The organism is Lentibacillus songyuanensis (assembly GCF_039548255.1).
Classification (GTDB): Bacteria; Bacillota; Bacilli; order Bacillales; family Amphibacillaceae; genus Lentibacillus_C; species Lentibacillus_C songyuanensis.
Genome location: NZ_JBCLVH010000003.1, coordinates 66,775 through 91,203, shown reverse-complemented (window position 1 = coordinate 91,203; position 24,429 = coordinate 66,775). Strand labels below are relative to the sequence as shown.

The window sequence follows — 24,429 nt, the reverse complement described above, 5'->3', positions numbered from 1 at the left end:
GGAGGAACAAAGAGTATGAATAAAACGAAATTAACGAAGATCGTATTAATTGACGACCATAAGCTATTTCGCGAAGGGGTAAAACGCATATTGGAATTTGAACCATCGTTTGATGTTGTTGCAGAGGGGGATGATGGTCTCGTTGCCGCACAGATTGTAAAGGAACACCATCCAGATGTCGTATTAATGGATATTAATATGCCGAATATGAATGGAGTTCAGGCAACAGCAGATTTAGTGAAACGTTTTCCGAAAACCCGGGTGATCATTTTGTCGATCCATGATGATGAAAGCTATGTGACACATGCGTTAAAAACAGGGGCACAAGGATATTTATTAAAAGAGATGGATTCTGACGCCCTAATTGAAGCGATTAAGGTTGTCGGTGAGGGTGGCTCCTATTTACATCCCAAAGTCACCCACAACTTAGTGCGGGAATACCGCCGTTTAGCGCATGAAAATGTGTTGGGCATCGCGGAATATGGCATTGAATATCGAAAACCACTTCATTTATTGACCAAACGGGAATGTGAAGTATTGCAGCTGCTTGCAGAGGGAAAAAGTAATCGGGCTGTATCTGAATCGTTGTATATTAGTGAAAAAACAGTCAAAAACCATGTGAGTAATATTTTGCAAAAAATGAATGTAAATGATCGCACACAAGCTGTTGTGTCTGCTATTCGTAAAGGCTGGGTAGAAGTTTTATAAAGTGAAACTTCATTCAGTGGGGGTTTCCCTTTCTCCCCACTGAATGTTAGTTGAACAGAATCGGGCCTTTACGGGCTGTTGACCCCCACTTATCTTTTTTAGTTCCACCTCAAAATCTTGAAGTGGGGGTCTTACTGCCCGTTAAGGCGGGATAAAAATAACCAGCTATATTTTGTTCCTTTTAGTTTCAGTTAAGTCTTGCTGTCATGAACAGCAAGACATTTTTATTATCTAATACTGCAATTTTAAGGTGCATTTTGGTTCTGCTTAATGTACAATGGGAGTGAAATTGAACTTCATATATTTTTATAATGATAAAGGGGAAGGTACCATGAAGGTTGCGGTAATGACCGATAGCACAGCATATATACCTGCAAAGACCAGGGAAGAACTGGATATTCATATGATCCCGTTAAGTGTCGTGTTTGATGATACTGCTTATCAAGAGGAAATAGATATTACAACGGAAGAATTCTATCAAAAGATGCGACATGCAGAGGAATTGCCGAAGACCACACAACCATCCATTGGCTACATAACAGAAAAGTTAACAGAGCTTGCGGGCGGTTATGATGCTGTTGTTTCGATCCATCTTTCCAGCGGAATCAGCGGAACCATTCAAGCTGTTGCCAGCGCCGGTGAAATGGTAGATGGAATTGACGTGTATACGTATGACTCTGAACTGAGCTGTATGGGACAAGGCTTCTACGTATTGGAAGCGGTCAAAATGGTAAAGGCGAAAAAGACACCGGAAGAAATGCTTGCTAGGTTCGACGAAATGAAACAACAGATGCGTGCTTACTTTATGGTAGATGACTTGAAGAATCTGCAACGCGGCGGGAGACTCAATAGTGCTCAAGCTATTGTGGGCAGTCTGCTGCAAGTGAAACCACTGCTTCATTTTGTAAATAAAGTTATCGTGCCATTTGAAAAAATACGCACGCGTAAGAAAGCAATAAATCGAATTGTTGGTATGATGGAAGATGACCTTGCCAACAAAGGAGAACTCAAGGTTGTCATCATCCACGCGAATCGCCTAGATGCTGCTGAAACATTGCAAAATGAGATAACCATGAATTATCCTGAACTGGACATTTCCATCGGTTACTTTGGCCCGGTCATCGGCACCCATTTGGGAGAAGGTGCCATCGGTATGGCGTGGTATGTGAAATAACCTTTCCCCTCGTAAATTTCCCGTTTTCGATCAGTCACCCCCCGCTTCAACGGTTAAAATGGAGCGGAGGATTAGCTGCTCGTGAAAATGTTTCACTATAATTATTGAGGACCTCTTGTATTATTTTCCTACCATTTTCTTAATGCAGAGATTAAGACATCGAAAAAGCTTTTATAGTTGCCACAATTTCCATAAAATGCGACGTAACTTGAAGTTATGTTCGGTGCTCTGGCGATCGCTGCGGAAAAACTCTACGCTTTTCGCGGGTGGCTGGTGAGCCTCGGGCCAACATGATGTTGGTCATGAAGGCGTTGCGACAGGACGTCGCGCACTTAGCCTTCCATCCTTGCTTGTGACGCACTCCGGGGTCTCACATATGCCATTCCTCCCGGTATAATAAGGAAGGCCGACTAAGAACGGGCTGTCGCTCGGGCGTCGGCATACCCTTGTTGCAGGGGCAAGGAGGCTGAGGCCGTGTCCACGGAAAGCATCCGCCCGGAGCGATCCCGGACGGCATCAACACATCTTGTCGGAAATCAATTGTCACTACGTCGCATTTTCCATCAACTACGAATGATAACCACTATTACTTGAGGAAGGTAACGATCCTTTAGAAAATCTAAATTAATGAAGTATAACTTCCATAAAGCGGTTTAACTACCAATCAGAAACAGCAAATTCCTTTTGTACAATTATAAAAAACCACAGATCCGAGAGTTCCAAAACACGTGATATTATGCAATATCATATCTAACTTTACCTGATAAATTGACATGTCTAAAATCCTGTCTTATGTATTAACTATTCTCTATCAATAACTAAAAACAATATAGGAGTGTGAATATACATGTTTTCAACCGATTTATCCTATCGTTTTGCAGGTAAATTATTACTGAAAAAGGAGATCGCCTTGTCTGAAGATGTGTTCCAAAAGCATGTTTCAGCTGGGAATTTTACTTCGATTCCTTCCATTAGGCGAAACTTTTTTGGTTGTCAATGCAATCGGTGTGGGAACCGGGAAACTGCCTTGTTTGCTAAAATTCCTTGTCAGATCTGTCACAGCGAACATTTCTATTGTCGAAAATGTATTGAAATGGGACGAGTCATGGAATGTGAGCCGCTTTATTATTGGAATGGTGATCAGCCTGTTTGGCCAGCTTTATACGACCCTTGTTCGTGGCAAGAGGAACTCACCATCAGTCAACAGCATGCAGCAGACCGCATCACAGAGGCAATGAATAAAAAGGAAAAGGAGATCTTGGTTTGGGCGGTTTGTGGCGCTGGTAAAACAGAGATGCTGTTTCCGGGAATAACCAACGTGCTACAATCGGGTAAGCGTGTTTGTATCGCGACTCCAAGAGCAGATGTCGTCAGGGAATTACTGCCTCGGTTACGTGATGCCTTCGCAGGTACATCTATCCAGGGATTATATGGCGGCAGTGAAGAAAAGGATAAGCCAGCACAACTTATCATAGCTACAACCCATCAGCTGCTTCGCTTTCGCCATGCCTTTGACGTATTAATCATTGATGAAGTTGATGCCTTTCCGTATCATGCTGATCCCGCTCTTCCATTTGCTACCAACCGAGCAAGAAAGCCTTCCAGTACAACCATTTATTTGACTGCAACCCCACGAAAGAAACAACGCCTGCAAATGGCCACCCACAAGTTATCCAATGTGTTTGTCCCCGTTCGTTTTCATGGTTTTCCATTACCCGTACCAACGATGAAATTGTGTCGATCCCTGAAAAAGGAGTTGGCTGCCTCAAGACCGCCAAAAGAGCTGATGAAATGGCTCGATCATCGCTCGAACGCAAAGCGTCAATTGCTGCTGTTCGTCCCGACCATTGCTTTGGCTGAACAACTGACAGGGGAGCTGAACAAACGAATGCACGCGCTTGGATGGCCAACCGACAAACCAATTTCGTTCGTTCATGCAGTGGATCCTGATCGTGAAAAAAAGGTGGAACAGTTTAGACGTCAAGAGATTTTCATGCTGCTTACAACTACTATTCTAGAACGGGGAGTAACCTTCCCGTCCGTTGATGTTGTCATCTTGGACGCAGGGCATGTGGTGTTTGACGAAGCAGCCCTGGTGCAAATCGCTGGACGTGCAGGTCGAAGCCCCGATGATCCAACTGGAGAGGTTTTGTTCCTTCATGATGGAAAAACAAATGCGATGATTGAAGCAGTACGGTCGATTGTGGCGATGAATAAACGAGGAGGGTTTCAATAAAATGTATTGCTTATGGTGTAATCAGCCGATGAATCCCGAATTAAACTGGAGCAAGTTATTATTCTTATCAAAGCCGACCAATCTTTGCCAAACTTGTGAAAAGCAACTCCAATGGATTACTGGAAATCGTTGCAGCCAGTGTAGTCGTGTGTCTGATGCGTTGTTATGTGACGATTGTCAACGTTGGGCACAGAAATTTGACCAGGACGATGTATTAAACCGCAATTATTCTGTATTTGCATATAATGAGACGATAAAGGAGATGGTGGCTAAATGGAAATATAGAGGGGATTACATATTAGGCAACATATTTAAACATTATTTTTATCGAACCTACCGGCAGCAACTAAGTTCACTGCACAAGCAGATGATCGCCGTCCCGATCCCTTTAAGTGAACAACGGCTACAGGAGCGTGGATTTAATCAAGCGAAAATGCTGGCGGATTTTATCCCGTTACAACAGGCAGAGCTGCTCAGCCGTATGCATGGAGAGAAACAATCCAAGAAAACAAGAAAAGAACGACTATCGGCGGAAAATCCATTTAACTTGACGAAAAGGGTTAACAAACCTGTTCTGCTTGTCGATGATATATATACGACTGGAACAACATTACGCCATGCTGCCGGGCTATTAAAGCAGAACGGTTGCCCGGGTGTGTTCGCGTTAACATTGATTCGCGGGTGATAAAGGGCTTGTTCGGGTATGGTATAATAATAGAAATGAGGGACCTATGATGGCGGAATTAGCAAATTGCACGCGTTGTGATGCAGTGTTTGTGAAAACATTTCGCGATATTTGCCAAACGTGTTATCGAGAAGAGGAGCAGGCATTTACAACTGTCTATCAGTTTTTGCGGGAACAAAAAAACAGGGAAGCAACACTACCAGAAATCGTTGAAGCAACAGGGATCGATGAGAAGCTTATTATTAAATTTATCAAGGAAAAGCGACTGCGTCCCTCAGAATTTCCAAAACTTGCTTATCCATGTGAAAAATGTGGTACAAACATTATTTCCGGTACATTATGTGCGACTTGCTCGCGGGAGCTTTTGAAAGAATTGGAGACCGGAGAGGCAATAAAGCGGCGAACAAAAGAACGAAAAGAAAGATTAGAAAAACAAGCGCGTGTTTATTATACATTGGATCAGCATCAGATTAAGGATTAATACTTTAATATTATGGAGAACGTGCCGATAATAAATGATAATAGCACCAGACGGAAGGTGGGGTAATTTGAAAATCCATGGTTCCAATCAAACGAATTTTAATCCATATAAAAATCATATCCAAAAACAGTCAGAATATCAAAAAGATCCGAAACAATCCGATCGTCTGGAAATATCCAATCAGGCGAAACAGCTTCAAGAGAACAGTCAGCCAAGTGCTGAACGAGCAAAGTATGTGCAGGATCTTAAAAAAGCAGTTGATTCCGGAGAATATCGTGTCAATCCTGAAAAAACGGCACAAAAGATGATTGCTTTTTGGTCAAAGAACAAATAAGGGGGACCAAATGTTGTCCGTTCAACAAATGATTCAAGCTATTGAAAAGCTGTTAACAATCCACAAGTCATTATTACGTATATCCACTGAAAAAACAACGATTGTTAAAAATGGTGATACGGAACAATTACAACCATTGTTAATGAAGGAGCGGCGTCACATTCAGGCATTGGAACAAACGGAAGCGTTTCGGCAACAGACCGTAACTGATTGGGCAGCAAAAAGTGGATTTCAGCAACAATCTGTCACCATAACGGATATCCTGGAACAACTCCCGGATGAACAGGATAAAGAACAGTTAGCGGACGTAACGACTGAGCTGACGAACGTCGTTACTGCTTTAAAACGGCAGGAGCAACTAAATCGAGTATTAATTCAACAGTCGCTGCAATTTGTCGATATATCGTTGGATATGATAAACCCATCGTTAAAGAAATTAAATTATGGCCAAGCACAGCTGATCGATACGGACAAACAATCTGTTTTCGATTCGAAAGCTTAAGTCTGATGATTCGAAAAGGAGGGATAGAATGAGCACATTTCATGGCCTAGAAATGGCCAAGCGTGCGTTATTTGCCCAGCAATCAGCTCTGTACACTACGGGGAACAATATTTCAAATACCAATACAGAAGGGTATTCCAGACAACGGGTAAATTTTGAAACGCTCCCAGGCTTTCCAACTGCGTCAAGAAATCGGCCGCAAATGCCTGGACAAATGGGAACAGGTGTAGATACCGGCACTGTACAGCGTATTCGTGATCAATATTTGGATTATCAATATCGTACAGAAAACAGCAAAAACGGGTATTGGGAAACGAAGAGTGGAGCACTAGGCCGCATGGAGGAATTGATGAACGAACTATCTGAAAATGGTTTATCCAAAACAATGGATCAGTTTTGGCAATCATTGCAGGATCTTGCGGTGAATCCGGAGAATTCTGGTGCTCGTTCGGTTGTAGCCCAGCGGGGACTTGCAGTGGCGGAAACATTTAATTATTTATCGGATTCCCTGCATTCGATTCGCTCCGACCAGAATGACCAAATTAATGTGACAGTTAAAGACGCAAATTCGATCATTGAGCAGGTTGACTCGATAAATAAGCAAATCAAGGATCTTGAGGTGCACGGTTACTTAGCGAATGACTTGTATGATGAACGGGATCGGTTAATTGATGAGTTATCAGGAATGATCAATATCAAAGTGACGTACACCGGTAGTGGTGGCGGATCACTCGCGATTGCAGATGGTCTGGCAACAATTGAAGTCGTTGATAACGACGGGAAAACGTTGTCCCCAGCTGTGAAATTAGTGGATGGTGAACAAGGAACACACCAGACCATTGATGTGTCTTATGCCAATGAAGACCAACAGAATGCCGTTACGGATATAACTGTTGGTGATACCAAAATCGATATTACAGCTTCCAATGGTTCTTTGAAGGCTTTTGTAGAAGCATATGGATATGTGAACCCGGAAGATAGAGTGGTCGGTGAATTTCCGGATATGCTTGCGGATTTGGATCGAATGGCAGCCGAATTTGCAAAGGCATTTAACAAACAGCATAAAGCGGGAAATGATTTAAACGGGGAGGACGGAGAGGATTTCTTCGTCAATGCCGATTCAGCACGAACAATTACCGTGAATCAGCAAATTGTCGATAATCCTGATTTAATTGCTGCCGCCAGTAAAGATGAAAAATCTGGTGACGGTGAAAATGCATCAGCGTTAGGGGCTGTATTTCATGAGGAACTGCCTGGGCTTGGCAAGAAAACATCGGTAAAGAGTTTTTATGAATCATTGATCGGTGAATTGGGTGTGCAATCAGAAAAGGCCAACCGAATGACCGAAAATACGACGATCATTCGATCCCAAATTGAGCAGCAGCGGATGTCAGTAAGTGGTGTGTCACTTGATGAAGAGATGTCCAACATGATCAAATTTCAGCATGCATATAACGCAGCAGCGCGAAGCATGACCGCGATCGATGAAATGCTCGATCGTATTATCAATAATATGGGATTGGTAGGAAGGTAGGTTACGATTTATGCGGATTACCCAAAGTATGTTATCCAATAATATGCTACGCAACATATCGAGCAGCTATGATCAGTTAAATACATATATGGATCAGCTGAGCACAGGCAAGAAGATCAACCGCCCATCAGACGATCCGGTAATTGCGATGAAAGGGATGAATTACCGAAGCCAAGCCACTGCGATTGAACAATACAAGCGTAACACTGGGGAAGTTCATAATTGGATGGATAATTCTGATGCTGCGTTGGACAAAGCAACCCAGGCCATGCAAAAATTGCGGGAATTGGCAGTACAGGCCAGTAATGGGACAAACGATACGCAAGAACGGGAAAGTATTCGAAAAGAAGCGGAACAATTGAAAGAGTACTTAATTGACATTGCGAATACGAAAGTCAATGATAAGTATATTTTTAACGGAACGGATACAAATACAAAACCGGTAACAATCAATGAAGCTGGAGAATTGACTGTTCCAGGCAAAACCAAGCCAGTAATGATCGAGGTCGCAAGCGGCACAAAGTTACAAGCAAATGTAGACCCTTCATCTGTATTTAGTGAAGGTTTATTTCAGGATATTGATTCCTTACTTAGTGCCTTGGGAGATAATGATCAATCTGCCATTGAGCAACACATTGACAAACTGGACGATCATATTAACGATACGATCAACAGTCGGGCAGACCTAGGCGCAAGAATGAACCGTTTGGACTTGGTGGAAAACCGGCTTGGCGAACAAGAAGTAATTTCTAAAAAAGTAATGTCAGACAATGAAGATATCGATTATGAAAAAGTTATTACCCAGCTGATCACACAGGAAAGCATGCATCGTGCTGCTTTATCAGCTGGATCACGAATCATCCAGCCATCATTAGTCGATTTTTTACGGTAGTATATTAGCCCTGTCCACATATTGGTACAGGGTTTTTTTAACGGGAGGGAAAAATGATGCATGCACCGCAAATTCGGATGCATTCCCAAATGGCACAAATTCATATTCAGCATACTACTGGTCAACAGGAAATTCGGCAACCACAGGCAGAAGTTTCGATCCAGCAGCCACAGGCAGAAATTACGATGCGCACCACCCCATCAAAATTAACGATTGATCAGACGAAAGCATGGGAGGACATGAACCTGATGTCGGTATTCAAGTCAATTGAGAAGTTTGCGGATAAAGGGCGTCAAGTTCTTATGGACGGGATAAATCGTCGTGTACAGCAAGGGAAAGAGCTGATGCAAATTGAAAATGGTGAAAATCCGCTGGTAACCCAGGTGACAGATAATGCATTTGCTAAAGAGAAATTATTAGGTATAACATTTATACCGTCACCATTTGCTGTGAAAGTCAGGTATCAACCTTCAGATCTGCAAATCAATGTGCAAACACATAAGCCAAACATTGACATTAAGCCACAGCAGCCAATCCATCACTATCAGTCAGGTGAAGTCCATACGGAAATGAAGCAGCATCCCGATTTACAGATTGATGTTGCCTATTTGAATAAATAGGCGGTAGGTTTCGTAGAACTTAGAGACGATAACAGGGAGGGAAGAAAATGAATATACAAACAAAGTATTTTGGTGAAATAGAGGTTGAGGAATCGAAACGTATTCAGTTTCCAGCAGGCTTACCAGGATTTCTGGAAGAAACGGAATTTATGTTATTGGATCTCCCAGGTAACTCAGTCTTCCAATTATTGCAATCATTAAAGACACCAACAACTGCATTTGTTGTAACGAATCCGCACCATTTTTACAAAGAGTATACGGTTAATCTAGATGACAGTATCATAGAAGCATTGAGAATAACCAACGAACAGGATGTTGCTATACTGGTGATTGTAACACTGGCAAGCCCATTGGAACAAAGCACATTAAATTTAAAAGCACCAGTTGTTATTAATGTCACCAGTAGATATGGAAAACAATACATATTAAATACAACGGACTACTCGTCAAAAGCTGTGATCACTCCTAACGCCGCAAATGGGAAAGGAGAATAAGGAGATGCTTGTCTTAACAAGGAAAATGAACGAATCCATTCAAATTGGCGATTCAATTGAAATAAAGGTGTTAGCAATAGAAGGAGATCAAGTAAAATTAGGAGTTAATGCTCCAAAATCGATTGATATCCACCGAAAAGAAATATACATTGACATCCAGCAACAAAATAATCAAGCGGCTAATATTTCATCAGATCTGCTCCAGCTTATACATCAGCAAAATAATGAGGGCAGATAACTTTAATATTCTATGAGTCAAACCGATATAAGGGTAAATGAATTGAAAAGCTAGAGGAGTTGCATGGGCAATGAGGTTAGAAATGGTGACGCACGGATCCCACCCCTTGCAAAGTAGAGTACACAACGAAGACATAGCAACCGCAGCGGACAGGTCCATGATCAACAAGGTACAAGTACGGGAAAATCCAGATGAAATAAACCATTCAAAACAGGATGTAAAAAACGCGGTAACGAAATTAAATGATATCATGGAACCATTACGGACGAATTTGAAGTTTGTTTTCCATGAAAAATTAGAGAAATATTATGTGACTGTTGTAGATCAAGTAACAGATGAAGTGCTAAAAGAAATTCCACCAAAGAAAATGCTGGATATGTATGCTTCCATGGCAGAGTTCATGGGGATTTTAGTAGACAAAAAGATTTAAGGAGAGATACTGGATGCGAATAGGCGGATTAGCTTCAGGGATGGATATTGACGAACTCGTTGGTAAGCTGATGCATGCGGAACGGATGCCATTGGACCGGATGGAACAGGATCGAACAAACCTTACCTGGAAACGGGACGGGTTTCGTGATATGAACAAGTCGCTTTTAAAGTTGGATAACATGATTCTCAATATGAAATTAAGCAGTACATATAAGTCCAAAATGGTAAGTTCCTCACAGGAGAATGCGGTTACAGCTACTGGCTTGTCCAGTGCGCCAAATGGGACGTATAACATTGAGGTAACTAAGCTTGCTACATCAGCAGTTAATGTTAGCCAAGAAGAATTGGAGATTGACCCGGATAAAACGTTTGAGGAGCAAGAAAGGTTTAAGGATTACATTGGCAAAGAGATTTCATTCTCTACATATGATGCCGAGGGAGAAGAACTAAGTAATTCTGTAGAGATCACGAAAGACGATACCCTGACCAGTGTTCTAAAGAAAATCAATGATGCTGATGAAAATGTTCGAGCATTTTACGATCCCCAATCGGAAAAAGTGTTTATGGAAACCACACGGACTGGGAAATACAATAAAGAAAATGGTCCAGAAATTAAATTTGAGAACAATTCATTTTTTACCGAAGTTTTAAAATTGACTGGTGAAGAAACTGGTGGTGAAGATGCGGTATTTAAATATAATGGCGTCGAAATGAGCTCTAAGAACAATTCATACAAGCTAAACGACATTACCTTCCAATTCAAAGACATAACCGTTGGAAATGCGACATTATCGATTACAAATGATGTAGATGCTGCGTTCGATTCGATCATGGAATTTATTGATCAGTACAATGAGGTAGTGGAAAAATTGAATGGGTCGCAGCATGAGGAAAAATATCGTGATTTTAAGCCGCTGACCGATGAACAAAAAGAGGAAATGTCGGAAAAAGAGATTGAAAAATGGGAGGAAAAGGCCAAGAGTGGTATTCTTCGCGGTGAGTCAGCTATTACGGATGGTTTATTTGCCATGCGTCAAGGCTGGTATGGCAAAGTGGAAACCGGCGGCGACATCACTTCACTCACCCAACTGGGCATTACTACGTCAAGCGATTATTTAGATGGTGGGAAATTAATTGTCAAGGATGAGGCTAAATTGAAGGAAGCATTACAAAACGATCCTGACAATGTGTATAAATTGTTTTCTAACAGCGGCGAAGGAAACGAACGCGGGATTATTAATCGGCTTGATGATACGATTGATTCGACAATGAAAAAAATCGAACAACGAGCCGGAGCGGCAAGAGGTACCGATACATTGGAAAGTTATACACTGGGGAAACGGATGAAGGGTTTAAATAAACAAATTGACTCGTTTAAGGACAGGTTAGTTCAGATTGAAGATCGGTATTGGCGACAATTCAGTGCGATGGAAAAGGCGATTCAGCAAATGAACCAGCAATCGGACTATCTCATGCAGCAATTTGGAGGTATGGGTCAATAAAGTTCGGGAACTTCAGACACATTTTGACCAAACATAAAAAAAGAGGTGACCTTTATTATGTCAATCAACAAATACAAAGCATATCAGGATAATGCTGTCAATACAGCATCGGGCGGAGAGTTGACATTAATGCTTTACAATGGGTGTATAAAGTTTATTAAACAGGCAATAAAGGAAATGAACGAAAACAACTACGAAGCGAAGAATACAAACATCCAAAAGGCTCAAAATATAATTCAGGAATTAATGATTACGCTGGATCCTGAGGTTGAAATTTCCCAGCAAATATTACCGTTGTACGAATATATGCAATTTCAACTGCAGCAAGGAAATATCAAAAATGACGTTGCATTGTTACAGGAAGTACTGGAATTTGCAACGGACTTTCGTGATACATGGAAACAGGTTATCCTAAAAACACGAAAAAACCAGTATGTGCAGGGAGCTAGCATTTAATGAATCGGTTGCAGCCGTTATATGAACTTACCAATAAATTGGAAACCCTATTAGAACAAGAAATTCCCGCCAAACACCGGGAAAGTATAATTCAGGAGATTAATCGGTTGATTGCAGAACGGGGTGTGCTTTTACGGGAAATACATCCGCCATTTACCGTGGAAGAAAAGCAACTGGGCGAGCAAATCGTGGCAAGCAATCGAATGATTCAACAAAAAATGAGTATGCTTTTCACCGTTTTGAAACAGGAAATGAAGCAGATCCAGCAGCAGCAGAAATCAAATAATACCTATACCAATCCATATCAACATGTCCAGGCAATTGATGGAATGTTTTTAGATCGAAAAAAATAGTTGTTTTGCGAAATGAGCTTTTCGTTTTCTAAGCTAGCGCTAAACAGTGGTTCGGTGTTTTTCGACAAAAATTTGTCACACATGTTCATTTATTTATTTGTTTAAGCAGGAATTGGACAGGGTATCGTAGAATAGTAAATACATAAGGATGAAAGGAGGACACTTTTATGAAATACAGTATACGTGGTGAAAATATTGAGGTGACTGCACCAATACGTGACTATGTACAGAAGAAAATCGGCAAATTGGAGAGATATTTTGATACTACACCAACTTCTGATGTACATGTAAATCTAAGTGTCTACAATGATGAACAGCGAATTGAGGTAACAATTCCGATGACCAACCTGCTTCTTCGTGCAGAGGTCCAACATATTGACTTATACGCTGCCATCGACCTTGTGGTTGATAAGCTAGAACGACAGATACGAAAATATAAAACAAAAGTAAATCGAAAATTCCGGCAAAATAGCGCTCCAAAGCATGTGTTTGCAGAGCTGGAAAAAGAAGCGATACATGACCAATTCGATGAAGATGAAATAGATATTGTGCGAACGAAACGTTTTAATCTTAAACCGATGGATTCCGAAGAAGCTGTGTTGCAGATGGATATGCTTGGACACGCATTTTATGTCTTCACCAATGCCGTTTCTGGTGATACAAATGTCGTGTATCGACGCAAAGATGGAAAATATGGGTTGATTGAACCGCATAGCTAAATACTTGTTTGGATAACAGTTAAAAGGAAGAAGGCTGATATAATAATTGGCCTTCTTTTTTGTATGGAAAATATGTACCTCAATGAAAAAGTGACAGCATCTTTGTCGTAATTTGTCGAACGAAAAGCAGAAATTGATTTTTGGTATGATAAAATACGGGAAAAGTCGCGTTTTATCGAAACAAACGTGATAAATATTACAAAATTAGCCAAAAAATTTGTCGAATAGAATGCCAAAATTGAAAAATGGCAATTGGTCTTTTAAATAAGTTTCATGATATAAATAAAATGAAAGAAAAATACAAGGGGGAGTTACATATGAATGAACAGGATGCTTATGCATTTGACGCACTAGTGATGAAGGTACAGCAACATGAAGAAACGATCGCACAACTAATGGAAATTGTTGCAGCAACAAATCGAAAAATGGCAGAGCTGTCGCGGAAATATGAGCAAGAGCAACAATATACACTTTCATGAGTTCCCCGCAACAGTGGCTCCGTGGAGTTTTCCACAACGTTTCCTCGAAAGGTCTCTTCACATGGAAAGAACGGTTCAGCCTTGAACTGTTCTTTTATTTTATTTGAACCAACAATGCAGTGGTTACTGTTTGGATCAAATTTCACTTGGGAATACAGCACAGTTGTCACATTTATGGAGATAGTGTTAATATAGGTGTTGGACTATGACTATCGTGTTTTGTATGACGATTTTTATTTGAGGAGCGTTTTATTATGCCAGGGTTATTGAAAAAAATTTTTGGTGATGGAAGTCAGAAACAGCTTAATCGCTATCAAAAGATTGCCGATAAGATAGATGCATTAGAACCAGAAGTTGAAAAATTGACCGATGATGATTTGAAAAATAAGACCAATGAATTTAAAGAGCGCTATCAAAATGGTGAGAGCTTGGACGATATGATGGTGGAAGCATACGCTGTTGTTCGTGAAGCTTCGAAACGGGTGCTTGGAATGCGACCATTTCCGGTCCAATTGATGGGAGCAATTGCACTACATGAAGGTAATATAGCCGAAATGAAAACAGGGGAAGGGAAAACATTAGCCTCAACCTTGCCCGCTTATTTAAACGCACTTTCCGGAAATGGCGTTCATATTGTTACAGTTAACGATTATCTGGCCGAACGTGATGCTAGAGAAATGGGAGAATTATTTGGTTTTCTTGGGTTGACAGTCGGTTTGAATGGTAATGGGTTATCAAAGGAAGAAAAAAGGGATGCCTATTATTGTGATATTACGTATGGAACAAATAATGAATATGGATTTGATTATTTGCGTGATAACATGGTGCTTTACAAAGAGCAAATGGTACAAAGACCCCTTAATTTTGCCATTATTGATGAGGTAGACTCCATCTTGATTGATGAAGCAAGAACCCCACTAATTATTTCGGGATCAGCACAAAAATCGGCATCCATGTATACCCAGGCAAATTCATTTGTCAGTACGTTAAAAAATGAAACGGATTATACGTATGATGAAAAAACAAAAGGTGTACAGTTAACGGAAGAAGGAATTAACAAGGCAGAACGTTACTTTTCAATCGAAAATTTATTTGATTTGAATCATGTAACGTTAACACACCATATTAATCAAGCGTTAAAAGCTCATGTTTCCATGCATCGTGATACAGATTATGTTGTGCAAGAGGGTGAAGTGGTGATTGTCGACCAATTTACCGGTCGATTGATGAAAGGACGCCGTTACAGCGATGGACTGCATCAGGCGATTGAGGCTAAGGAAGGACTGCAAATTCAAAACGAAAGCATGACACTTGCCTCCATCACCTTTCAAAACTATTTCCGAATGTATCAAAAGCTTTCCGGAATGACAGGTACGGCTAAAACAGAGGAAGAGGAATTCCGTAATATTTATAATATGGACGTTATTGCCATTCCTACGAACAAACCAATTATCCGTGATGACAGAGCTGACTTAATTTACAAGTCAATGGACGGTAAATTCCGTGCTGTAGCGGAAAACATCAAAGAACGTCATGAAAAAGGACAACCTGTTTTGGTTGGGACAGTTGCTGTTGAAACTTCTGAGCTGATTTCCAATTTACTAAAGAAAACAGGGGTAAGACATGATGTATTAAATGCTAAAAATCATTTTAGAGAAGCCGAGATTATTGAAAATGCTGGGGAAAAGGGTTCCGTTACGATTGCAACCAATATGGCTGGTCGTGGTACAGATATCAAACTCGGTGAAGGTGTGAAAGAATTGGGCGGATTAGCGGTTATTGGTACGGAGCGACACGAGTCACGCCGAATCGATAACCAGTTGCGCGGTCGGTCTGGACGGCAAGGGGATCCCGGAATTACGCAGTTTTACCTATCTATGGAAGATGAATTAATGCGCCGATTCGGATCCGATAATCTCCGTTCAATGATGGAACGGCTTGGGATGGATGATACTCAGCCAATCGAGAGTAAGATGGTTTCCAGGGCTGTTGAATCCGCACAAAAACGTGTGGAAGGGAATAACTTTGATGCACGTAAAACAGTTTTATCGTATGATGATGTGCTTCGGGAACAGCGGGAGATCATTTATAAACAGCGATTTGATGTTATCGATTCCGATAATCTGCGGGAAATCATTGAAGGAATGATTCAATCGACAGTCGAACGTGAGGTTCAATCCCATACGACTGATGATTTGGACGAAAATTGGGAGTTAAACGCGATCGTTGAGTACCTGCATGGTAACTTGTTAGATACGCAAGATATCAGTCGAGATGATTTGTTGGGGAAAGAGCCAGAAGAAATGGTTGAACAAATCATGGAGATTATTCGTGAAAAATATGATCAAAAGGAAGAAGAACTTTCTTCTGAACAAATGCGTGAATTTGAGAAAGTCATTTTATTACGAACCGTTGATACAAAATGGATGGATCATATTGATCAGATGGATCAGTTGCGACAAGGTATTCATTTGCGGGCATATGGACAGAACGACCCATTACAGGAATATCAAGCGGAAGGCTTCCATATGTTTGAGGCAATGGTAATTTCGATTGAGGAAGAGGTCTCCAAATATATTATGAAAGCCCAAATTCGCGAAAACCTGCAGCGTCAGGAAGTTGTTAAAAATACACAAGCAGTTTCCGGTGGAGACGACAACGAAAAGAAAAAATCACGAAAACCATATGTGAAAAAAGAAAACATTGGTCGGAATGATCCATGTCCATGTGGCAGTGGCAAAAAATATAAAAACTGTCACGGACGCTAGACGCTGGTGATTGTCTTTAGCACAAGATTTTTATATGCTTTTTTGTAAGAAGAAGTTGGGACATAACGGAAACGTTGCACACTAAAGACGAATGATTATAAGATGGAAAGTTTTGAATGTTAATTTTTCAGGTGAAGTGTAACATGTAGTTGATATAGAATGCGATGTAAAATGAGATGGTGGTTGAATTGCCGCTATGGAAAAACACTACACTTTTTAGCGGGCGGTTGGTGAGCCCTGGGCCAACACGATGTTGGTCATGAAGGCGTTGCGACAGGACGTCGCGCACTTAGCCTTTCATCCTTGCTTGTGACGCACTCCGGGGTCTCACCTATGCCATTCCACCCGCTGGAGTCTCCGTGTTTTTCCTCCGCTCGTATAGTGTATGTCAACTTTTTATAAACAGCTATACCAGTCCGGGTGAGAGGAGGGCGGTGACTCCTGCTCAGAACTGCACGAGTCCGAAGACCCCGCAGCGGTTATTAAGGAAGGCCGACTAGGGACGGGCTTGTCGCTCAACGTTGGCATACCCCTGTTGCAGGGGCGAGGGAGCTAAGGGTCTGCCGCGGAAAGCATCCGCCCGGAGCGATCCCGGACGGCGGCATCCGTACATGTATTTAAAAATTCACAGCCCCTTACGTCGCATTTTACATCTAATCAGCATTAAAGTTTTTCTTATATCTATTACTTGAAAACTTTTATCTACATCGAGACACTTCCTTGCTAAAGTTTATACGTTCCCAAGCAAAAATCCGAACGAATACAAATTCTAATGGAAGAAACTTGAATTATCGTTCGGATTTCTCTATAACTGAACCATTTTTGTTCCAGCTTCTTTTCCTGAAAATTAGAAATAACTAATGAGGTGACAATATGGAATTAGTAGAAATCAATCATGAAATGGAAAAAATTAAGGCGCGTATTGCCGATTTTAGGGGGTCTCTTTGACTTAGAAACAAAAAAAGATCGGGTAAAGGAATTAGAACTGCAGATGACTGAGCCCGGTTTTTGGGATGATCAAAATGCAGCACAAAAGGTTATCAATGAAACGAATGGCTTAAAAGGATATGTCGATCGTTTTGCCGAATTGGCGGAAAAATTGGATGATCTTGAAGTTAGCTATGAACTGGTTAAGGAAGAAAACGATCCAGACCTTTTCGCCGAACTGGAAACCGGGATAAATGATTTACAAGCAGATATGAATCAATTCGAATTGCAAATGCTATTGAGTGAACCGTACGATGCCAATAATGCATTGTTGGAATTGCATCCTGGGGCTGGTGGTACGGAATCACAGGATTGGGCCAGTATGTTATTACGAATGTATCAGCGCTGGGCGGAGAGCAAAGGCTTTAGTGTAGAGACACTTGATTACTTGCCTGGTGATGAAGCGGGAGTCAAAAGTGTTACCTTGCTTATTAAAGGGCATAATGCCTATGGTTACTTAAAGGCAGAAAAAGGTGTTCACCGGCTGGTAAGGATTTCCCCATTTGATTCATCAGGAAGACGACATACCTCCTTTGTTTCCTGTGATGTGACGCCGGAATTTAATGATGAAGTTGAAATTGATGTCAAAAATGAAGATTTGAAAATTGATACCTACCGCTCAAGTGGCGCTGGTGGTCAGCATGTCAATACTACGGATTCTGCTGTCAGGATAACGCATTTGCCAACAAACATTGTGGTGACATGCCAATCGGAACGCTCCCAGATTCAAAATCGGGAACAGGCAATGAAAATGCTTAAGTCAAAATTATATCAATTGGAGATTGAACGTCAGCAGCAGCAATTAAATGATATCCGCGGTGAACAGAAAGAAATTGGCTGGGGAAGTCAAATCCGTTCCTACGTATTCCACCCTTATTCGATGGTGAAGGACCATCGAACCAATGAGGAAGCAGGAAACGCACAAGGGGTTATCGATGGTGACTTGGATCCATTCATTGATGCATTTTTACGGTCACAAATGAAGTAAATAGCGTCCATTCATCACAAATATAAAATGTTCATGAAATAGTCACAATCCGTATAACTATTGGCATTGGTACATTTTGGTTGATTTGTGCGACATAAACCGACAATTCAAGGGTTTTAAAACGCTACAAATGGGTTATAATAACATTGATATTAAAATTCTTTTTGTTAGGGGGATTTAAACCTATGAAGAAATGGTTACTAGCGGTTCTATTTGGTACCGCACTTGTACTTGGAGCTTGCGGCGGCGGTGGGGATGACAATGCAAGCGACAATAACGACAACGGCGATCAAGCCACGGAAGACAGCGGCACATCGGATAATGGCGGTGATGTAGATGCATCAGCTGCAGAAGATGCTTTCCAAAGTAATTGTGCATCATGTCACGGCTCAGACTTATCTGGTCAATCCGGTCCGGACTTAACGAAGGTAGGATCGAAATACGACAAGGATGAAATCGCTGATATTATTAAAAACGGTAAAGAAGGCGACCAAGGCACAATGCCTCCAGGAATGGCTTCTGGAGACGATGTTGACTTAATCGCTTCATGGTTAGCAGAAAAGAAATAAAAAAGTAAGCTTGGCTCAAACGATTAAGTGGGCCAAGCTTTCCTTATGTTTTTTAACCTCGCAATGGCATCTTCAATCCTCAACAGATAACTTTTCTGTATTATCATTCTCATGGATTGACGTTTAATGTATCAATCATAAGAAGCAGCTGGATAAGTGTAAGAAAATAACAGCATTTGAAATGAAAATGTAATATTTTTTTGTCTAAAAATGTTGGCGAAAGATGTTATACTAGGTAAGTATAAATGAAATGAACCTTAAATATCGTTTTGTTTGTACCATGAATCGACAACGTAGATAAAGTGAAACTTCATTTAGTGGGTGCTTTTTCCATTGAAATAGAGGAACAGAGGCTAAGTTCTCAGGCGTCTGAGTGGCAATGCCTTTGTGACCTGTATTATGCAAGTTCGAACAGAATCGGACCTTTACGAGCAGTTGACTTCCTCTTATCTTTATTGATGATTTCATCCTTAAATCTTGAAGTGGAAGTCTTACTGCTCGTTAAGGCGGGATAAAACTATTTTTAAAAGGTGATTTGTAAAATGATAACGATGAAAGATGTATATAAAACGTACGCTAATGGTGTAACGGCATTAAACGGCATTAATATATCGATTGAACAAGGTGAATTTGTTTACATAGTCGGACCAAGTGGTGCGGGAAAGTCTACCTTTGTTCGATTGATTTATCGGGAGGCAAAACCGACAGAAGGATCGATCATTATCAATAATAAAGATATTGCACATGTGAAAGAACGTCAGGTTCCCTACTTGCGTCGCAACATTGGCGTTATTTTTCAGGATTTTAAATTATTACCGAAACTAACAGTCTATGAAAATATTGCATTTGCATTGGAAGTAATTGAAGAGTCACCCCGTATTATACGTAAACGGGTCATGGAAGTGCTGGAACTGGTTGGATTGAAAAATAAAGCCAGATTTATTCCTGATGAATTATCCGGGGGGGAGCAACAGCGCGTGTCTATTGCCCGGGCAATAGTGAATCAGCCGAAGATAGTGATTGCAGATGAACCAACAGGTAATTTGGATCCTGATACTTCCTGGGGCATTATGCGGATATTCGAGGAAATTAACTCCAGAGGTACGACGATTATCATGGCCACACACAGCAAAGAAATTGTCAATACAATTAAAAAACGCGTCATTGCGGTAGAAGATGGGTTAATTGTACGGGACGAGCATCGAGGTGAGTACGGCTATGAAATTTAGAACATTAAAGCGGCATATTCGTGAAGGGATTAAAAATATTTTTCGTAATGGGTGGATGACCATAGCTTCTGTCGGTGCTGTCACCACGACTTTAATTTTAGTCGGTGCTTTTCTTGCGCTGATGCTGAACCTCAATAACATGGCAGATAACATCGAGGGCGATGTGGAAATTAATGTTTTGATTGATCTCACGGCGAGTGAAAATCAAATTAAGCAGTTAAATGAGCAAATAAATGAAATTAATCAGGTAGACAGCGTAAGGTTCTCTTCAAAAGACGAACAGTTGGAAGAACTTATTGAAAGCATGGGAAAAGAAGGGGAATCATGGCAATTATTTGAACAGGATAACCCGCTTAACCATGTGTTTGTGGTGAAAACAAAAGATCCACATGAGACCGTCCATGTTGCCGATGAAATTAACGGAATGGATGGCGTTTATGAGGTGAATTATGGTCAAGATGTGGTCAATCGCCTGTTCCAATTTAATAAATACGCACGTAGTATTGGTGTCGTATTGATTATTGGTTTGTTATTCACAGCGATCTTTCTTATTTCGAATACAATTAAACTTACCATTATGGCACGAAGCCGGGAAATTGGCATTATGAAATTGGTTGGAGCAACAAACGGATTTATTCGCTGGCCATTTTTCGTGGAAGGGATGTTGTTAGGTGTTCTCGGATCAGCAATCCCGATCGCTGTAATATTGGGTGGATACTATTATTTGGAGAATGTGCTCAGCCTGAAATTCTCATATAGTTTTGTGACATTACTTCCATATAATCCATTTGCTTGGCAACTATCACTTATTATTCTAGTAATTGGTGCATTGATAGGTATTTGGGGAAGTGTCATGAGTGTCCGCAAATTCTTGAAGGTTTAGTAGAGAAAGGACGATCAAAAAGTTGCCAAATTCTTAAAGCAAGTGGTATTGGGATTGCAGATGAGATTTGGTGACTTTTTGATTAAATTTTTAAATTGATCGCTAAAGAAGGGAAAGAGGTTAGGAAATGAAAAAAACAGCATCATACATAATTATTGGAGCGCTTTTGGTTGGGACTAGTTTTTCTACGATTAGTCATGTTGATGCAAAATCATTGGATGATTTGAATGATCAGCTTAACCAGTTAGATAAAGAAGAAAAACAGCTAAAGGAAAAACAAGGGGACGTCAGTAATAAGAAAAATGATACTGAACAAAAAATAGATGAAAATGTATCCAAACAGGACGATGTGGAAACCCAAATAAATAAGCTGGACGATCAGCTCTCGGATACGAAAACAAAAATTAATTCCAAAGAAGAGGAAATTACCAAGACGAATGAAGAGATTGCGCGGCTGAACGCTAAGATTAAAACGTTAAAGCAGGAAATTAAAAAATTGAAAAAAAGTATTAAAGAACGGGAAGCATTACTGAAAGAACGACTCCGTGCCATTCAAAAAAATGGCGGTGATATGAAGTATATGGAAGTTATTCTTGGCTCGCAAAACTTTGGAGACTTTATCAACCGATCTTCTGCAGTTAATACGATTATGGATTCTGACCGGGGCATCATGGAAGCATTGGAAGCGGATCGCAAAGAGATGGAGAAAAAGAAAACTGAAGTCCAACAAAATAAAAAAGATGTGGAAGATAAAAAAGCTGCTTTGGAAGATCAAAAGCAGGAGTTAGAATCTTTGAAATCAAAATTGGACAAGCAAGCAGCTAAAAAACAAAAGCTAATGAAAAAGTTGGAAAAGGAACATAAACATTTAGAAGATGATAAGATGAGTTTGGAAGAACAAGAACGGGTCATGGACGAGCAAGCAGCGGCCATTGAAAAAGCGAAGAAATCAGCTAACAACCAGAAAGCTGATTTGGAAAGACAGGCTGCCGAACGACGTGCTAAAGCAAAGAAAAAAGCAAATGCACAAACAAAAACGACTAATTCCGGAGGCGGGTCCCATCAAATTCAGACAGGTGGCAGCGGAAAATTAGCATGGCCGGCGGATGGACGACTGTCATCGGGATATGGTGCAAGAGGCGGTTTAGGTTTCCATTATGGTATTGACATTGCCAATTCGGCTGGCACGCCAATCCACGCATCGGAAGCTGGAACAGTAACGAGAGCGGAATACTCGGACAGTTATGGTAATGTTGTCTATGTCTATCATCCGCATTTGAACTTAACGACCGTGTACGCACACATGTCTAGTCTTTCCGTTAGCTATGGAGACCAGGTCAGCGCAGGGCAACAGGTAGGTTTAATGGGTAATACAGGTGAGTCATTTGGAAGCCATTGCCATTTTGAGGTTCATGAGGGACAATGGAGTTATCATAGTGGGGTAAATCCAATGCCATATTTGCAATAACAGCTGATTGCATGATTTGACTCTATTAAACATAAACTATATTATTAGAGGCATCGCACATTACGGTGTGATGCCTTTTCATATAAGCGTAAATGAGCGTAATCTTCGTCAGCTTTTTAGGATTCGTATGATGACGTTTATCGCTTTACATATATGAACCACCAATCAGAAAAATAATATTGGGGTGACGAAATGAATTTCAAAAAACAATATCTTATTATTTTGCTGGCAGCGCTGATTTTAGGGTTTGCGGGGGCCTATGCTGGTGTTAAATTGGCTCAGCCACATCAGGATAAGCAGGATGGCGAAATGTCTTTTGGCCTGTCTTCTAGTTCGGATGGTGAGAAAGCAGAAAAACCGGAGGACATGGATAAAGTGGTCCAGGCATTCAACTTAATAAAGAAAAATTACTTAGAGGATGTGAAGGACAAGGACTTAATTGATGGTGCAGTGAAGGGTATGCTAAATACATTGGATGACCCTTACAGTACATATATGGATGTTGAAACGATGAAGAATTTTAATGAAACAATCGAATCATCTTTTGAGGGAATTGGAGCAGAAGTAAGTATGGTGAATGGAAAGGTAACCATTATTGCTCCGATCAAAGATTCTCCAGCTGAAGATGCAGGGTTACGGCCAAATGATCAAATCGTAAAGATTGATGATGAAAGCGTCGAAGGATTGGAATTATATGAAGCGGTTGAAAAAATCCGGGGAGAAAAAGGTTCCAAGGTTACCCTGAACGTACAGCGTCCGGGTGTTTCTGATCCATTTGATGTGACCCTTAAACGAGATGAGATCCCTGTTGAAACAGTGAATTCGGAAGTGGAAAAAGTGGATGGCAAAAAGACTGGTGTATTGGAAATCACAACATTCTCTGAGCACACCGCAGAAGAGTTTACGGAGCAATTGCTGAAGCTTGAGAAACAGGGAATCGAAGGACTGGTTATTGATGTACGTGGTAATCCAGGAGGGTTGCTTGATGCTGTGGAGGATATTTTAAAGCAGTTTATTACCAAGGATATGCCATACGTACAAATAGAGGATCAAAATGGTGAAAAAACACCGTATTATTCGGACCTGAAGCAGAAAAAAGATTATCCAATTAGTGTTATTGTCGATGAAGGAAGTGCTTCCGCGTCAGAGATTCTAGCTGTGGCAATGAAAGAAGCTGGATATGACATCGTTGGCACCAAGAGCTTTGGAAAAGGTACTGTACAGCAAGCTGTCCCAATGGGAGATGGCAGTACCATTAAGCTAACTTTTTATAAATGGCTTTCTCCTAAAGGCAATTGGATCCATGAAAAAGGCATTAAACCGACGATTAAAGTGAAACAGCCTGCGTATTTCTATTCGAATCCGGTGGAAATTAAAAAGCCATTGACGTATAACCATACAGGTGACAATGTCAAAAACATTCAAATTATGTTAACTGGTTTGGATTATGACACTGGCCGTCAAGATGGGTATTTCAGCAAGCAAACCAAAGAGGCCGTAAAAGCTTTCCAACAGGATAACGATTTGAAAGCAACTGGTCAAGTGGATAAAAAAACGGGTGAAATGATCGAAACAGAAATCGTTGAACATATTCGTGATGGCAATGATGATCTGCAAATGCAAAAGGCTTTAAACGAACTATATTAAATTAGCCGATGAATCCGCGGGGAAACTCGCGGATTTTTCCTGCTTTTAACG

Annotated in this window: 25 protein-coding genes; all 25 read left to right on the top strand. The window is 40.8% G+C overall.

The window, feature by feature from the left end:
• The first annotated feature begins 15 nt into the window (after positions 1-15).
• Positions 16-708 (top strand): response regulator transcription factor, encoded by a 693-nt coding sequence (locus tag WMZ97_RS04515; RefSeq protein ID WP_343270883.1) that lies wholly within the window; start codon positions 16-18, stop codon positions 706-708.
• 331 nt (positions 709-1,039) lie between these two features.
• A complete protein-coding gene (locus tag WMZ97_RS04510; RefSeq protein ID WP_343270882.1) occupies positions 1,040-1,882 on the top strand; it encodes a DegV family protein in 843 nt (280 codons plus the stop codon).
• 847 nt (positions 1,883-2,729) lie between these two features.
• A complete protein-coding gene (locus WMZ97_RS04505; protein ID WP_343270881.1) occupies positions 2,730-4,118 on the top strand; it encodes a DEAD/DEAH box helicase in 1,389 nt (462 codons plus the stop codon).
• Between the two features lies 1 nt (position 4,119).
• Positions 4,120-4,803, top strand: a complete 684-nt coding sequence (locus WMZ97_RS04500; RefSeq protein WP_343270880.1) for a ComF family protein — start codon at positions 4,120-4,122, stop codon at positions 4,801-4,803.
• 46 nt (positions 4,804-4,849) lie between these two features.
• The gene (locus WMZ97_RS04495; RefSeq protein ID WP_343270879.1) at positions 4,850-5,284 is read left to right on the top strand and encodes a TIGR03826 family flagellar region protein; all 435 of its coding nucleotides are present in this window, start codon (positions 4,850-4,852) and stop codon (positions 5,282-5,284) included.
• 67 nt (positions 5,285-5,351) lie between these two features.
• Entirely contained in the window at positions 5,352-5,618 is a 267-nt protein-coding gene (gene flgM / locus WMZ97_RS04490) for a flagellar biosynthesis anti-sigma factor FlgM (protein ID WP_343270878.1), read from the top strand.
• A gap of 10 nt (positions 5,619-5,628) precedes the next feature.
• Positions 5,629-6,120, top strand: coding sequence for a flagellar protein FlgN (locus tag WMZ97_RS04485; RefSeq protein ID WP_343270877.1), 492 nt, complete (start codon positions 5,629-5,631; stop codon positions 6,118-6,120).
• Positions 6,121-6,148: 28 nt separating this feature from the next.
• The gene (gene flgK, locus WMZ97_RS04480; RefSeq protein WP_343270876.1) at positions 6,149-7,654 is read left to right on the top strand and encodes a flagellar hook-associated protein FlgK; all 1,506 of its coding nucleotides are present in this window, start codon (positions 6,149-6,151) and stop codon (positions 7,652-7,654) included.
• Positions 7,655-7,664: 10 nt separating this feature from the next.
• Entirely contained in the window at positions 7,665-8,546 is an 882-nt protein-coding gene (flgL, locus tag WMZ97_RS04475; RefSeq protein ID WP_343270875.1) for a flagellar hook-associated protein FlgL, read from the top strand.
• A 53-nt stretch (positions 8,547-8,599) separates the two neighbouring features.
• Entirely contained in the window at positions 8,600-9,166 is a 567-nt protein-coding gene (locus WMZ97_RS04470) for a DUF6470 family protein (RefSeq protein ID WP_343270874.1), read from the top strand.
• 47 nt (positions 9,167-9,213) lie between these two features.
• Positions 9,214-9,660: a flagellar assembly protein FliW gene (gene fliW, locus WMZ97_RS04465; protein ID WP_343270873.1), complete on the top strand. Its 447-nt coding sequence runs from the start codon at positions 9,214-9,216 to the stop codon at positions 9,658-9,660.
• Positions 9,661-9,664: 4 nt separating this feature from the next.
• Positions 9,665-9,898, top strand: coding sequence for a carbon storage regulator CsrA (gene csrA, locus WMZ97_RS04460; protein WP_343270872.1), 234 nt, complete (start codon positions 9,665-9,667; stop codon positions 9,896-9,898).
• Positions 9,899-9,968: 70 nt separating this feature from the next.
• Positions 9,969-10,328, top strand: a complete 360-nt coding sequence (flaG, locus tag WMZ97_RS04455) for a flagellar protein FlaG (protein WP_343270871.1) — start codon at positions 9,969-9,971, stop codon at positions 10,326-10,328.
• Positions 10,329-10,341: 13 nt separating this feature from the next.
• Positions 10,342-11,832 carry a flagellar hook-associated protein 2 gene (locus WMZ97_RS04450; RefSeq protein WP_343270870.1) on the top strand — a complete coding sequence of 497 codons (1,491 nt, stop codon included), beginning with the start codon at positions 10,342-10,344 and terminating at the stop codon, positions 11,830-11,832.
• Between the two features lie 57 nt (positions 11,833-11,889).
• Entirely contained in the window at positions 11,890-12,288 is a 399-nt protein-coding gene (fliS, locus tag WMZ97_RS04445; RefSeq protein WP_343270869.1) for a flagellar export chaperone FliS, read from the top strand.
• Positions 12,288-12,641, top strand: coding sequence for a flagellar protein FliT (locus tag WMZ97_RS04440; protein ID WP_343270868.1), 354 nt, complete (start codon positions 12,288-12,290; stop codon positions 12,639-12,641). Before fliS ends, WMZ97_RS04440 begins: the two co-directional genes overlap by 1 nt.
• Before the next feature lie 167 nt (positions 12,642-12,808).
• On the top strand, positions 12,809-13,360 hold the full coding sequence (gene hpf, locus WMZ97_RS04435) for a ribosome hibernation-promoting factor, HPF/YfiA family (RefSeq protein ID WP_343270867.1): 552 nt from the start codon (positions 12,809-12,811) through the stop codon (positions 13,358-13,360).
• A 317-nt stretch (positions 13,361-13,677) separates the two neighbouring features.
• Positions 13,678-13,839, top strand: a complete 162-nt coding sequence (locus WMZ97_RS04430; RefSeq protein ID WP_343270866.1) for a hypothetical protein — start codon at positions 13,678-13,680, stop codon at positions 13,837-13,839.
• A gap of 254 nt (positions 13,840-14,093) precedes the next feature.
• The gene (gene secA, locus WMZ97_RS04425; protein WP_343270865.1) at positions 14,094-16,607 is read left to right on the top strand and encodes a preprotein translocase subunit SecA; all 2,514 of its coding nucleotides are present in this window, start codon (positions 14,094-14,096) and stop codon (positions 16,605-16,607) included.
• A gap of 873 nt (positions 16,608-17,480) precedes the next feature.
• Positions 17,481-18,582 (top strand): peptide chain release factor 2 gene (prfB, locus tag WMZ97_RS04420; protein ID WP_343270864.1). Its coding sequence is split into 2 segments (ribosomal slippage): positions 17,481-17,552 and positions 17,554-18,582, totalling 1,101 coding nucleotides; the frame shifts between segments, so codons are not numbered across the junction.
• Positions 18,583-18,767: 185 nt separating this feature from the next.
• A complete protein-coding gene (gene cccB / locus WMZ97_RS04415; protein WP_343270863.1) occupies positions 18,768-19,151 on the top strand; it encodes a cytochrome c551 in 384 nt (127 codons plus the stop codon).
• Between the two features lie 542 nt (positions 19,152-19,693).
• Positions 19,694-20,380, top strand: a complete 687-nt coding sequence (ftsE, locus tag WMZ97_RS04410; RefSeq protein WP_343270862.1) for a cell division ATP-binding protein FtsE — start codon at positions 19,694-19,696, stop codon at positions 20,378-20,380.
• Positions 20,370-21,263 carry a permease-like cell division protein FtsX gene (gene ftsX, locus WMZ97_RS04405; RefSeq protein ID WP_343270861.1) on the top strand — a complete coding sequence of 298 codons (894 nt, stop codon included), beginning with the start codon at positions 20,370-20,372 and terminating at the stop codon, positions 21,261-21,263. Before ftsE ends, ftsX begins: the two co-directional genes overlap by 11 nt.
• Before the next feature lie 127 nt (positions 21,264-21,390).
• Positions 21,391-22,731 carry a murein hydrolase activator EnvC family protein gene (locus WMZ97_RS04400; protein ID WP_343270860.1) on the top strand — a complete coding sequence of 447 codons (1,341 nt, stop codon included), beginning with the start codon at positions 21,391-21,393 and terminating at the stop codon, positions 22,729-22,731.
• A 192-nt stretch (positions 22,732-22,923) separates the two neighbouring features.
• A complete protein-coding gene (locus WMZ97_RS04395; protein WP_343270859.1) occupies positions 22,924-24,378 on the top strand; it encodes a S41 family peptidase in 1,455 nt (484 codons plus the stop codon).
• Positions 24,379-24,429: the final 51 nt, after the last annotated feature.